At 63.0% G+C, this 13177-nt stretch carries 10 protein-coding genes; 2 read left to right on the top strand and 8 right to left on the bottom strand.

The genetic code is table 11. From position 1 onward, the window contains the following. The first annotated feature begins 52 nt into the window (after positions 1-52). The gene (locus SO156_RS13585; RefSeq protein WP_498535118.1) at positions 53-2128 is read left to right on the top strand and encodes a methyl-accepting chemotaxis protein; all 2076 of its coding nucleotides are present in this window, start codon (positions 53-55) and stop codon (positions 2126-2128) included. A gap of 227 nt (positions 2129-2355) precedes the next feature. On the opposite strand, the gene SO156_RS13580 is transcribed toward SO156_RS13585, so the two are convergent. The 8 genes from SO156_RS13580 to SO156_RS13545 all read right to left on the bottom strand — a co-directional run bounded on the left by SO156_RS13580 (position 2356) and on the right by SO156_RS13545 (position 12022). After that, positions 2356-2895 (bottom strand): TadE/TadG family type IV pilus assembly protein, encoded by a 540-nt coding sequence (locus SO156_RS13580; RefSeq protein ID WP_498535117.1) that lies wholly within the window; start codon positions 2893-2895, stop codon positions 2356-2358. A gap of 17 nt (positions 2896-2912) precedes the next feature. Further along, a complete protein-coding gene (locus SO156_RS13575) occupies positions 2913-3473 on the bottom strand; it encodes a TadE/TadG family type IV pilus assembly protein (protein ID WP_498535116.1) in 561 nt (186 codons plus the stop codon). Between the two features lie 11 nt (positions 3474-3484). Continuing rightward, positions 3485-5032 (bottom strand): TadE/TadG family type IV pilus assembly protein, encoded by a 1548-nt coding sequence (locus SO156_RS13570; protein ID WP_498535172.1) that lies wholly within the window; start codon positions 5030-5032, stop codon positions 3485-3487. A gap of 317 nt (positions 5033-5349) precedes the next feature. Further along, a complete protein-coding gene (locus SO156_RS13565) occupies positions 5350-6654 on the bottom strand; it encodes an ABC transporter ATP-binding protein (protein ID WP_498535115.1) in 1305 nt (434 codons plus the stop codon). Between the two features lie 13 nt (positions 6655-6667). Beyond that, positions 6668-8401 (bottom strand): ABC transporter permease, encoded by a 1734-nt coding sequence (locus tag SO156_RS13560; RefSeq protein WP_498535114.1) that lies wholly within the window; start codon positions 8399-8401, stop codon positions 6668-6670. A gap of 37 nt (positions 8402-8438) precedes the next feature. Next, positions 8439-10382: a carbohydrate porin gene (locus SO156_RS13555; RefSeq protein WP_498535171.1), complete on the bottom strand. Its 1944-nt coding sequence runs from the start codon at positions 10380-10382 to the stop codon at positions 8439-8441. A gap of 430 nt (positions 10383-10812) precedes the next feature. Further along, the gene (locus SO156_RS13550; protein WP_498535113.1) at positions 10813-11076 is read right to left on the bottom strand and encodes a hypothetical protein; all 264 of its coding nucleotides are present in this window, start codon (positions 11074-11076) and stop codon (positions 10813-10815) included. 139 nt (positions 11077-11215) lie between these two features. Further along, positions 11216-12022: a creatininase family protein gene (locus SO156_RS13545; protein WP_498535112.1), complete on the bottom strand. Its 807-nt coding sequence runs from the start codon at positions 12020-12022 to the stop codon at positions 11216-11218. 126 nt (positions 12023-12148) lie between these two features. On the opposite strand from SO156_RS13545, the gene SO156_RS13540 reads away from it, so the two are divergent. Beyond that, positions 12149-13171: an ABC transporter substrate-binding protein gene (locus tag SO156_RS13540; RefSeq protein WP_498535111.1), complete on the top strand. Its 1023-nt coding sequence runs from the start codon at positions 12149-12151 to the stop codon at positions 13169-13171. Positions 13172-13177: the final 6 nt, after the last annotated feature.

Raw genomic sequence — 13177 nt, 5'->3', positions numbered from 1 at the left:
AGTGTCTGCCGGCTAATTTCCGACATCTACAGAAATGTCTATGGGGATCGGGATGCGGATCGGGAGGCTGTTCGCACTGTCGATGCTGTCGGTGACAGTCTTCGCGGTCATCCTCGGCGCCGAGGTGCTGGTGCCCCAGACGCGCATCTATGCCGACCGTTCCCAGGCCATCAAGGCCGTCGATGCCTTTGGCGCGGTCCTCATGGTCAGTCAGTACGTTGCCGGCTATCGCGCACCCTACATCACGCCGATCTTCCAGGAGGCTCCTGCGACGCCGGCCCAGCTCGAGGCCACCGCGAAAGCCGCGAAGGCTGCGGATACGGCGTTCGAGAACGCAAGGCGGGCGATCATTGCGCTGGATGATGGCACAGCGCTGGTCGAGACTCTCGACCGGGCCGCGAGCCGCTTGAAAGAAACCCGCACGGTGGCGGACCGCGCCATGAGCGTTCCCCTGAGCGCACGCGACGGCGCCGCGATCAAGGGCTTCCTGCCCGGCGTCGGCGAGGTGATTACCGCCATCGAACCGATCATGAACCGGCTCGAGGCGAAAGTGGTGAACGCCGACTCCTCGCTCGCGGCGCTGCTGAACGTGGCCCGCACGGCGCAGGATTTGCGCGTCTCGGCCGGCAGTCGCGCCGCCACCCTGTCACCCGCGATCAGCGCCCACCGCCCGCTGACGGTGGCTGAATTCTCCGTGATGGACCGCATGCAGGGACGCGTAGAGGCAGACCGCGAGCGCATCGAGGCCGGCATCGATCAGCTCGGAAATCCGCCTCGCATCGCCAAGGCGTTCAGGGACGCAACCGAGGCCTATTTCGGCCACGCGGCGCTCGTGGTCGAGAAGGCGATGCCCGCGGCGCGGAGCGACGGCAAGTTCGGTCTCAGCACCGATGAGCTGGCGGATGCAATCGTGCCGGCCATCCAGATGTTTTTCGGCGTGCGTGACGCTGCGCTGGCGGAGGCGGCCGACCGCGCCTCCGCGGCCCGTGACGGCGCGCTGGCGATGCTGGCACTCGCCGGCATCGCGGTGCTGGCGCTGCTCGGCATGCTCGCCGGCGTGACCGTGATGCTGCGCAGCCGCGTGGTGACGCCGCTTGCGAAGCTTGCGGACGTGATCGGCGCTCTTGCCGCAGGCAGGCACGCGGTCGAGATTCCCGCGAGCGGGCGCCAGGACGAGATCGGCCAGGTAGCCGGCTCGCTTCAACACTTCAAGGATTCGCTGATCGCCAAGGCCGCCGCCGACGAGGCGGCCGGCGTCGAAGCGGAGGTGAAGCTCAAGCGCGGACAGCGCATGGACCGGATCGCCCGCGAGTTCGAAGCCCTGATCGGTGACGTCGTCAACACCGTCTCGTCGGCTTCAACCGAGCTGGAAGCCTCGGCCGGAACGCTGACGCGGACAGCCGAGCAGTCCGAGCAGGTCACGGCCAACGTCGCGGCCGCATCCGAGCAGGCTTCCACCAACGTGCAGACCGTCGCTGCGGCGGCCGAGGAGATGGCCTCATCGGTCGATGAGATCAGCCGTCAGGTCCAGGATTCCGCCCGCATCGCCAGCGAGGCGGTTCGGCAGGCCGAGCAGACCAACGGTCATGTCGGCGAGCTCGCCAAGGCTGCCGGCCGCATCGGTGACGTCGTCGAGCTGATCAGCCAAATCGCAGGCCAGACCAATCTTCTGGCGCTCAACGCCACGATCGAAGCGGCGCGCGCCGGCGAGGCCGGGCGCGGCTTCGCGGTCGTCGCATCCGAGGTCAAGGCGCTGGCCGAGCAGACCGCAAAAGCGACCGGCGAGATCAGCCAGCAGATCGCCGGCATCCAGTCCGCGACGCAGGATTCCGTGGGCGCCATCAAGGCGATTGGCGACACCATCACCCGCATGTCCGAGATCGCCTCCGCCATCGCCTCGGCGGTCGAGGAGCAGGGCGCCGCAACGCGCGAAATATCCCGCAACGTGCAGCAGGCGGCGCGCGGCACCCAGCAAGTCTCCGTCAACATCGTCGAAGTGCAGCACGGCGCAAGCCAGACCGGATCGGCCTCCGCCAACGTGCTCGCTGCAGCGAAGTCGCTCTCGGGCGAGAGCGGCCGCCTCAAGCTCGAGGTCGGCAAATTCCTCGATGCGTTCCGGGCCGCGTAACAGCACGTTCGCGGGTGTTGCGAAATCGTGCTCGCGGGCGCCGTGCCGGCATCGCGGAGGTCGACGAGATCGATCTCAACGACGCGCCCGCGACTATTCTTCCATCTACATCGGACGTCGAGGCGGTGCTTGGACTTCGCGGCTCTCTTGCCATTCCTCCAGCGCGCTTGCGGCATTCGATTTGTTGCCGGAGGTGCTCGTGTCGGCCAGCCTCGGCTGGCGCTCTTTCAGCTGCACGGATACTGCACGGAGGAGGAAACGCGCGGATACAGGTAATAGCTCTCGCTGATCGGGATAGTCCCGCTGATCGTATAACCAAGGTTGGGCGTGTATTGGTACGTGACCTGGCCGAGTATCAACGATACGTTGGCGGGCGAGGGAGTGCCGAGGGCCGCGGGCAAAGTTACCGTGCCGCTCAGCGGAGTCCCGTTGAGCGCCTTGCTCCAGGTCACGGTCGCATTGCCGCTGGAGTCCGTGGATATTTCGGACACCACTACCGACACAGCCGTGGAGGAATAGGGAGCGGAGGAATAGGGAGCGATCGTCGCCGCCGACGCACCAAGCATGGTGCTCAGCGATGAGTCGGTGACGCATGCGTTTCGCGACACCAGGTCCGCCACGGTGTGGGCGGTTTCGCTGACCTTGACGCTGATCGCGAGCCCGTTCCCGAGTTCGACGCCGCCCACATAGAGCACCAGCATGAACGGCACCACGATGGCGAATTCCACCGCGGCCACGGCGCGGGTGTCGACCCATAAGTTCCGCACGTGATGAAGCCTCCGGCTCATGAGTTGACGAAGGCCTCGTTCATGAACGCCGTGGTTGCCATGATCAGGCGGCTGCCATTCGACTGGTTCGCCAGATTGAAGCCGAGTGGACCCAGGTAAACCGGCCACAAATACATCACCCGCACGACGACGATGTCGCCCTGATTACCGGGGCTGTATTGCCAGGTGTTCGTCACGTTTCCTTGCGCGTCGTAGGTCAGGGTTGGCAGGCCCGTGTTCGCCGAACTCCACGCGCTCGCAACCTGGACGTCGACCATCAGGCCTTTGCAGTCGAACAGGATCACAACGTTGGAGCAGACCGCGCTGGCAAACTGGGCCTGGGTCATGCTCTGGGCCTGCGCCTGCCCCGTCAGGATCGTCCGGCTCGATTGGTTCACCACCTGTTCCAGGAGTTGTTGAGCGAAGAAAACAAGGAAGGTCTGGATGATGGCGAGCAGCAAAGCGATGAACGGTGCGCCGACCAGCGCGAACTCGACCGCGGTTGCGCCCTTCCGATCAGCAAGGAACGCACGCCAGCGGCGGCGTTTGGTTGTGGGCGCGGCGTGCGTGGCGGTCATGACTGCTTTCTCTACTGAGTCAGGCGGGGGTTGGACGCGACCTTGAGGAACAGAGCCTGGAGTGCGGCCGTGATGTCGTCGTTCTTCGTCACCTTTTGGTACAAATCGGTCGACGAGGCGCAGGATTGCAGATTTGTCTCGATCTGGCTGGTCGAGCCGGTGGACGTGCCGTTGAAGGGGTAGATCCAGGTATCGTACCACTGGTTGGATTTATGGAGCGCCGAGTCGTCATATTCGGTGTAAAGCACCGCGATGCGGATCTTCTTGTTCTTGATGGTGGTGCAGATCGTGGGGTCGAGCGGCTGCTGGCAGCGCTTGCCACTGAGCGTCTTGTTGCAGGATTTCGTGTACGCGTCGGTCGTAGTCATCACGTCCTCAACGCCATCGGTCACGAGGAAGACCACTTCCTGTGGCGTATCGTTAGCGACGTTGGTGCCATTGCCCGGAGTCGGCATGATCTTGTTGAGAGCGTTCAATGCGCCCGCGATGCTGGTGTCGGCGTCGCTATTATTGTTCGTCGATGTCAGCCAGTTGTTCTTGTAGACTGGCAGGACCGCAATGCTGCTGGCTGCACTCTGGATGGTCGCTACCGTGTAGCTGGTCGTCGAGGCGGGCGTCACGGGAGTTTGCACCACCCCGGGTTTTCCGTTGGGCGCGAAGATTGGCGAGCTGCTGTTCAACTGATAATCGAACGTATAGATCGCTACCCCGTAAGTGTTTCGATTGGTGGTCGATACGCTTTGGGCGGTATTCATCAGGGCTTGGACTGCCTGCGTTACACGATCGATGCGCAACGTGAGGCCAAGATTGCGCGCAAGCTGGTAGTTATCAATCCCGCCTGGATTGCCCAGATTGTCCGCAGCAGGGTTGGTTTCGTGGCATGCGAACCCGCACCCTTTGGTCCCGTTTGAGTCGACCTGCTTTTGCGTGTTGGCGATCAGCGTGCTGATATCGGTCGATGTGGCGCCGATCGCCATGGAAGGCGAGTCGTCCAGCAAGAGATAGAAGTTGATATTGGGTGCGCCCTGGTTGCGTGCCGTTGACGCACCTGCGAACGGCCAGTTGGCCTGCTTGAGCAGGTTCGGAAAGGCGTTGGTCGCGGTCCCGTTGTAGCAAATCTGGACGTTGCGAACGACCTGGTTGTTTGAGTTGACAGGGTCCGCATAGACTGAGTCCACGCCGGTGGCGGGGGGAGAGGGGCAGGCGGCGTAGGTACAATAGCCCGTTGTGGAATTGGGGCTGCTGCAATTGACCGCGACCGTGACAGTTGGCTGTCCCGCCAGGTTGTTGTTGCTCACCAGGCTATTCGCGGTGATGTTGAAAACGTTTTTCGCTGCGGTCTGGGCCGCCGTCGGGCTCTGCTGCATCATCGCCGAGGTGACGGTGGCGACGGCGGCCGCGTCGGCGGCGGCGTCGAGGTCGACCTTCATGTGCTGCGTATGAGTGTAGTCCAGCGCCATGCCCAGCAGAAAGACGGTCGGAACCATCACAAGTGCAAAGATCACCGCGACGTTGGCCTTGCGATCTCTGGCAAAACGATACAACCGAGCGCGGAGCATGATCTTCACCCTAATCGCCGTGGGTCCCGGCAGAGGCAATTTCTCTGGTCTATCAAGGATCGAGGACCGGGTAGCGTGACCGGGCAACCTCTGCCGACCTCTCGGCAGGGGGGAACTTTGAAGATCGCCTGTTAAGTAAAGCTTACGCGGATCGCGTGAACATGGGTCGCCGAAAATCCGCCGTTGCCGGATCGAGCAGCATCATTAACGAAGGCTAAACGCAGCCAGGAAAACCGAGAGAGGGAGAACGCTGCTTTCGACGATGCGATGCCGTTGAAGGCGATGCTTCGCGCAGTGTCGTCGCTCAATGAGAACGGTTAACCAGGATTCTCCAGGCTGAACGTCTCGGACTGCTCGTCATAGGCGAATAGCTCGGCGTAACGGCCCCATGACACAACCGTCCTGAGCGTCTCGTCCGCATAATCCTCGGACATGTAGTCTTCGAGCTCGTTGCGGAAGCGCGCCGAGGGCGCAGTGTGCGAGGGACGTTCATCGAGGACGCGGCGGATCAGTCCCATCACCGGCACGTAAGTCACGAGGTGCTCGGCGAACAGCTTCTTGCGCGCATCGGTCTCGAGATTTGCGAACCGCTTGCCGGCTTCGGTCAGCATCAGGTCGCCTTCGCTGAGCTGGGCGAAACGCAGGAGCTGCAGGGATTCGCCGAGGTGCAGGATCTCGTCGGCTTCGAGCTGGAGCTGCCCCGCGATCACCGGCAGGTCGGCGTGCCCATCATAGGGCGGGCCGGCAAGCGTCTCGATCAGGCCCGATAGAACGTTGGAGGAAACGTGATGCAGAGTCATGCCGACGCCGGAGCCGGGAATGCCTTCGAGCGACGGCGCCTTCGGCTCGGCGCGCTGGGTCATGCGGGCATAGATGCTGTCGACGAGCTGGCGGAAATGCGGATCGAGACGGTTGCGCGGATGCTTCAGCTCGACCTTGATCTCGGCGGCGACGCGCCCTGGATTGGAGGAGAACACCAGGATGCGATCGCACATCAGCACCGCTTCCTCGATATTATGCGTCACCATCAGCACGGATTTGATCGGCAGGCGGCCCTCGATCCAGAGATCGATCAGGTCGGTGCGCAGCGTCTCGGCTGTTAGCACGTCGAGGGCGGAGAACGGCTCGTCCATCAGCAGCAGGTCCGGGTGCACCACCAGCGCGCGGGCGAAGCCGACCCGCTGGCGCATGCCGCCGGACAATTCCTTGGGAAAGGCGGATTCGAAGCCGTCGAGGCCGATCAGGTCGATTGCCGCCAGCGCGCGCTTTCGCCTCTCGGCGGCATCGACGCCGAGCGCCTCGAGTCCGAGCTCGACGTTCTGAAGCACGGTCAGCCAGGGAAACAGGGCAAACGACTGGAATACCATGGCTACGCCATTCGGCGGACCGATGATGGTCTCACCCCGGCAGCTTGCACTGCCCGAGGATGGCGTAACGAGGCCCGCAATGATCCGCAGAAGCGTGGACTTGCCGGAGCCCGAGCGGCCGAGCAGGCCGACGATCTCGCCGGAGCGGATCGTCAAGTCGACCTTTTCGAGCACCAGGAGCTGCTCGCCGCTGCCCTTGGGAAAGGACCGGCAGACGCCGCGGATATCGATGAGCGCGGAGGGTTGGTCGAGCATGGTGATCTCCTCATCAACCGAGACGCAGGCGGCGTTCGCCGAAGGCATAGAGCGGCCGCCAGACCAGGCGATTGAACAACGTCACCAGGATGCACATGGTGGCAATGCCGAGCACGACGCGCGGGAAATCGCCGGCTTCCGTCGCGCTGGCGATATAGGCGCCGAGTCCGGCGGCATTGAGATGCGTGTCGCCCCAGCTTGCGACCTCCGCGACGATTGAGGCGTTCCACGAGCCGCCCGACGCGGTGATCGCGCCGGTGACGTAATAGGGGAAGATGCCGGGCAGGATCACCTTGACCCACCACCGCCATCCGCTGAGATGGAAGCTGCTCGCCGCTTCCTTCATATCGCTCGGAAATGCGCTGGCTCCGGCGATGACGTTGAACAGGATGTACCACTGCGTGCCAAGGATCATCAGCGGGCTCAGCCAGACATTGGCGTTCAGCTTGAAGCGGACGATCGCGACCACGAACACGGGAAAAGCAAGATTGGCCGGAAAGGCCGCCAGAAACTGCGCCAGCGGCTGGATCCTCTCGGCGAGTTTCGGGCGAAGCCCGATCCAGACCCCAACCGGCACCCAGATCAGGGTGGCGAGGCTGATCAGCACGGTAACGCGAAGCAGCGTGATGAGACCGTCGCGGATGACGAGGAGAACGTCGGTCGGGCTCAGACTGCTCGAGAGATAGCGATAGGTCAGCCAGGCGGCATAAGCCGTGCCAGCGAGGATGATCGTGACCCAAAGCGCATCGACCAGCCGCGACGGGCCGCTTTTGACTTTGGCCGCGGAGGAGAATGTCGGCAGCGGGATGCGCAGGTTCGAGACCAAGCGGCTCAGCGCCGTAAAAGGCAGCGTCAGCGCGCGCAGTGCCCGCGTGCGGCGGAACAGGTCGAGCATCCAGGAGGTCGGCGCCTCGCCCGAAGCCGTCTGCTCGAAACGGAATTTGTCGGCCCAGGCGACGATCGGGCGGAATAGCAACTGGTCATAGGCGATGATGACGAAGAGCATCGCCAGGATCGCGTAGAAGATGGCGGACAGGTTCTGCTGCTGGATCGCCAGCGCGACATAGGAGCCGATGCCCGGCAGTGTCACGGTGGTATTGCCGACGGTGATGGCTTCGGACGCCACCACGAAGAACCAGCCGCCCGACATCGACATCATCGCGTTCCAGATCAGGCCGGGCATCGCGAAGGGCACGTCGAGCCGCCAGAAGCGCTGCCATCCCGAGAGGTGGAAGCTTTGGGTTGCCTCCTCCAGGTCCTTCGGCACGTTCCGCATCGACTGGTACATGCTGAAGGTCATGTTCCAGGCCTGGCTGGTGAAGATCGCGAACACCGAGGCGAGCTCCGCACCCAGCACCTGACCCGGAAACAGGTTCAGGAAGAAAACGACGGTGAAGGTGAGGAAGCCCAGGATCGGTACCGATTGCAGGATATCGAGCAGCGGGATCATCACCATCTCGGCGCGCCGGCTCTTGGCGGCGATCGCCGCATAGATGAAGGTGAAAATCGTGGAGCAGATGATGGCAAGCAGCATCCGCATCGTCGTACGCAGTGCGTAGAACGGCAAGTTCGACGGATCGAGCGACACCGGCGTACGCTCGAGCTCGGACAGCGGCATTGTGGTCTGCTCGCCGCCATAGACGATCAGCACCATGGCGCCGACGACCAGGATCAGGGCCGCAATGTCCCAAACATTGGGGCGCAGCGCCTGCCCGATCGCGGCGCTACGAAAATCCTGAAGTCTCATGCGGCCCGCCCTTGGCTGGAACGTTGGGCTGGAGTGTTTAGAACTCGGCGTGCAGGCGTCCTGACAGGATCGAGACCGGCCCACGGTCGGCGTTATAGGCCGGGTTTGTGATGAACTGATAGTCGAACGTCAGGGTCGACCACGAATTGAGCTTCCAGGCATAGTAGGCCTCGAGAATTCGCTCGGGGCTGTAGTTGAGTTGGCCGTCGCCGATCAGCAGGCCGGTACCGCCGGCTGCGAGGAAATCGCGATGTGCAGCGGAAAGCCCATTGATCGCACCGCCGATGCCGATCGTATCGTCCGCCCGTCCCCAAGAGCTGCCCTTGATCGACAGTCCGCCGGACAGGCTGCGGTCGACGTCGGTGAAGGACAGAATCTGGTTCTGGCCGTCGTTCCAGCTCGCGCGGGCAAACAGCCCGACGTCCTTGACGATCTGCTGCTCGAGATTGGCGTAGAACCCGTATTTCGTGCGGTCGCGCTGGTTGGCGGTCGCGATGTCGTTGATATCGAGCGCGGGGTTGGCGGCGGCGATCGCGAGCACCTCACGGTAGTTGGCGGTATTGCCACTGTTGTAGAACGCGCCGAGCCGGAGCTTGCCGGGTTGATCGAAGATCGAATGCCGCTCCTCGAATTCGATCACGCTGCCGCCGGTCTTGAAGGTGAGCACGTCGCTGTTGGGCGCTGCCGGGACCTGGAACAGGCCGGCGCGCACCGCCCAGTCCTTGCGGTTGAGCTCGACCACGGCGCCGCGCGTATAGCCCGGCAGGTCGGCAGGAAAGTCGTAGGCCGCCGACTCCCACAACGACCAGTTCATGAAGTCGGCGCGCGGATCGTGCGCGTATGCATTGTTGTCGAAGAAGTCGCCGACGGCGAAGCGGCCGACGATCAGCGTGATGCGGTCGATGTCGCGCTTGCCGGCGAGCTGGTTCGGCCCGTCGGCGACTTCTTCCTGCTCGCCGCCGAGTCCGAACGTCTGCCTGAGATAGTAGCGCTGTGCACGAATCTTCGGGAACGGCGCTCCGGCCTTCTGCGCTTCGCCGTTGGAGAAGCCGGCAAGGCCGAGTGTCCCGTTGAGGCCGAAGCCCTGCGCAAGCTCGGGATTGAAATAGAACTCGCCACCCTCCCAGAGCCGCGCGCCCAGAAATGCCGTGGTGGTCCACGTCGCCTGCAACTGGCCGCCGCCCGGAAGGCTTTGCGGGCTGGCATAGGGCGAGTGGATCGGCCCATAACCCTGCGGCAGGAAAGTTGTTTGTGCGTGGACGTTCCAGTCGTCGGATTCCGGCAGTTTCGTCTTGCCGTTGACGGGCGCCATCCACGGCGTATCGCCGAATTGATAGTTCAGGCCGAGCTTGAACAAATGGATACGCGGGTCGACGTCGACATTGGCGAGGCCAAAGCCGCTTAGATCGTAGGCGTGACGCGCCAGATCGATGTATTCGTACTCGGCCTTTGCCGTCCAATTGCCGCTGACCGCGAACTCGAGCCCAAGTCCTGCGGTCCAGCCGGTCTGGTAATGTCCGACCGGAAACTGCGCGTCGCCGTTCGCGTCGTTGACATTGATGTGGGTGTGCCCCCACGCGAAGCCGCCAGTGACGTACGGCATCAATCGTCCGAACGCGTAGCCGACGCGGCCCCGCACCGTGCCGACATAGTCGATCGTCGTGTTGAAGGGGTGAGGATCCCGGCCCAGCGCCGCCGGATCCAGCGGACCCGTGAACGTGGCGTCCGCCTCGATTCCGAGAACGACGCGATTGGCGAACTGACGATTATAGCCGAGCTGATAACCGCCGGAGATGCCGGTTGCGCTGTGAGGAAGGAATACACCCTGCTCAGGCAGCGGATTGGTGCCGGGCCCGAAGCTCGCATCGCCATAGGCGACATGGCCGCCGACGTAGAAGCCGGTCCAGTCATAGATTGCCTTCACGGCCGGCGCCTTCAGCGGCAGGTCGGCGGCCCGGCCGTCCACGGGGAGCGCCAGCATGCCGCAGGCGATCGCAGCGGCCGTCTGCAAAAGGCGATGTCGGTGAACTCTCAACGTCAAAACGCGCGCCCCCAAGACGCAAATATGCCCACGCCCCGATATCCCTGCCGATTCGTGGCGATCCTGTCATCAGGTGCTTCTCGTTCACTCGATCGAACGAGATGATCGCGGTGCGACGCGATTTCTTCCCAAGTCCCTGAGCCTGCTGCGAACCTTATTGCGAGTAATTCTCAATAGCAACAAGCGCGCGATGTCGCAGAAGATGGTTCGCATCCTTGTGTGACGGGACTGCAACAAAAACGCCGACGCCAAAAAAGGATGACCCCGCCCGGGGGGACAACCGGACGGGGTCGGGGCACGACACGGGGTGGATGAGGCGCCCGTGTCGGACGCAGGATCCACTCAGGGATTGGGCCTCAAATATGTAAGATCAGTAGCAAGTGCGGACGCGGCCGAGGTACTGGCCGAAGGCGTCATACTGGGCGACCCAGCCGCAGCGGTGATAGCCGTAGTAATAGGGGTCGTTGCTGGCGGCGATCGCAGTGCCGACGATGGCGGCAGTGGCGATGCCGGCGCCGACACCCCAGCCCCAGCCGAACGGCTTGGCCTGGGCGGTCGCGGTGGTGGACGCAATGCTGGCGGTCACAGTCATGGCCGCGAGAGCAATGGCGGCAATCTTGGTCTTGATCGACATTTCAAACTCCATCCGGCGTGAGGCGGTCCGTTGTGGCCCGCGTGCTCAGTTGGACGGAGGCTTGCGCGTTCGGGTTCGAAGGGTGCCAGGCTGGCTCCGAAACCTGGTCGATAATCCAGGAATCGCAAAGAGATATGAGTTAGGCGAGAGGGCCTGACGCGAGTCTCTTCACGTCGAAGTTATCGACCTCGGCCAGCAGTTCGCAAAACGCACGTGCGCCCCTGTCGACGAGTTGCTCGCCTTTTTCGACGGAGGCCAGTGTCGCGTTGCCGACGGCGCCGCTCAGGTGCAGGTCCTGCGCCTGCCAGGCGAATGGTGCGGGCCGCTGCGTCGACAGCCAGCGATATTGCTGCTCCATCGCGATGCTGTTCGAAGCAAAATCGGCAATCGCATCCTGGCGTACTTCTGACGGATAGCGCGCCAGCATGATCGAGGTCTCGACTGCCCCGCCGTGAATGCCGTGGCGCACTTCGTCGGCGGGAAACAATAGCTCCGCGCCAGAGAGCCGCGACCAGGACGTCGTCACGACGAACAGCTTCTGATGTGCGCGCAGATCCTGCGCCACCAGCATCATCGCCGCGCTGTTGCCGCCATGGCTGGTGACGATGACGAGCTTTCTGAGGCCCGCCCGCGCGACCTCCTCGCCGATTCCCGTCCACCTCTTCAGCGCCACCTCGGTCGGTAGCGTCTGCGTGCCCGGGTAGTCGATATGCTCGGTGGAAATTCCGATCCGCTCGATCCCTAGAAACGTGACAGGAAGGTTTTCGGGCGCGAGCTCGCGCACCCGCGCAAGATATGCCTCGGCGATCAGCACATCCGTTTCGAGCGGCAGATGCGGCCCATGCTGCTCGGTCGCCGCCAGCGGCAAGACCGCGATCCAGCGCGCCGGTTCCGCAAGACCGGTCTCGCTCCAGCGGATATCGGTCCAGTCGCGGGAAGGTCTCATCGTGGTTTCTTTGCGCGAATTTGTAACGTAGTAGTTTGGCGGTCTCGAGGGGACGTGGCCCGACTGGCCGCGTCCCCGAAATTCTTGTGTTTTATCATGGTCCAGAACGATCGACGGAGTCCAATCATGCGCCCCATCCATCTGCGGCGAGCGTTAACGGCAGGCTTGATGGCCGCATGCATCTCGATCCTGCCGGCGCGGGCCGAGACCCTCGACAAGGTCTCCTTCGGCACCAACTGGGTCGCCGAGGCCGAGCATGGCGGCTTCTTCCAGGCGGTCGCCGACGGCACCTACAAGCGCTACGGGCTCGACGTCACCATCGTGCCCGGCGGGCCGAATGAGAACAACCGGATGCTGCTGATCGCCGGCAAGATCGATTTCTTCATGGCCGCCAACACCCTGATGTCGTTCGACGCCGTCACCAACAACGTGCCCGTCGTGACGATCGCCGCGATCTTCCAGAAGGATCCGCAGGTGATGCTGACGCAGCCGGATGCCAAGGTCGCCAAGATCGAGGATCTGAAGCCCCTGACGCTGTTCGTCTCCAAGGAGGGCATGACCAGCTATTTCCAGTGGCTGAAGTCGGAATACGGCTTCAGCGAGAAGAACGTGAGGCCCTACAACTTCAATCCGCAGCCCTTCATCGCCAATCCCAAGAGCGCGATGCAGGGCTATGTGACGTCGGAACCCTTTGCGGTGGAGAAGGCTGCGGGCTTCAAGCCCAACGTGCTGCTGCTCGCCGATTACGGCTTCAACACCTATTCCACCCTGATCGAAACCCGCCGCGAGATCGTCGAGAAGAAGCCGGATCTCGTGCAGCGTTTCGTCGATGCCTCGATCGTCGGCTGGTACAACTACATCTATGGCGACAATTCCGCCGGCAACGCCATGATCAAGAAGCTCAACCCGGAAATGACCGACGAGCTGCTCGCCTATTCGGTCGCCAAGATGAAGGAGTACGGCATCGTCGATTCCGGCGAATCCCTGAAGAACGGCATCGGCGCCATGAGCGACGAGCGTTACACCTCCTTCTTCGACAAGATGGTCAAGGCCGGCGTGGTGCGCTCCGACATCGATTATCGCAAGTCCTACACACTACGCTTCGTCAACAAGGGCGTCGGCGTCGAGCTGCGTCCGAGCAAGCCGTAAAAGCGA

It is taken from the genome of Bradyrhizobium sp. UFLA05-125, assembly GCF_059803515.1.
This window is presented reverse-complemented; position numbering and strand designations above follow the sequence as displayed.

Coding starts and splice junctions, on each gene's coding strand:
- SO156_RS13565 (WP_498535115.1), bottom strand. CDS start 6,654: ATGCTCGACCAACCCTCCGCGCTCATCGATATCCGCGGCGTCTGCCGG.
- SO156_RS13550 (WP_498535113.1), bottom strand. CDS start 11,076: ATGTCGATCAAGACCAAGATTGCCGCCATTGCTCTCGCGGCCATGACT.
- SO156_RS13570 (WP_498535172.1), bottom strand. CDS start 5,032: ATGCTCCGCGCTCGGTTGTATCGTTTTGCCAGAGATCGCAAGGCCAAC.
- SO156_RS13555 (WP_498535171.1), bottom strand. CDS start 10,382: ATGCTGGCGCTCCCCGTGGACGGCCGGGCCGCCGACCTGCCGCTGAAG.
- SO156_RS13545 (WP_498535112.1), bottom strand. CDS start 12,022: ATGAGACCTTCCCGCGACTGGACCGATATCCGCTGGAGCGAGACCGGT.
- SO156_RS13585 (WP_498535118.1), top strand. CDS start 53: ATGCGGATCGGGAGGCTGTTCGCACTGTCGATGCTGTCGGTGACAGTC.
- SO156_RS13540 (WP_498535111.1), top strand. CDS start 12,149: ATGCGCCCCATCCATCTGCGGCGAGCGTTAACGGCAGGCTTGATGGCC.
- SO156_RS13575 (WP_498535116.1), bottom strand. CDS start 3,473: ATGACCGCCACGCACGCCGCGCCCACAACCAAACGCCGCCGCTGGCGT.
- SO156_RS13560 (WP_498535114.1), bottom strand. CDS start 8,401: ATGAGACTTCAGGATTTTCGTAGCGCCGCGATCGGGCAGGCGCTGCGC.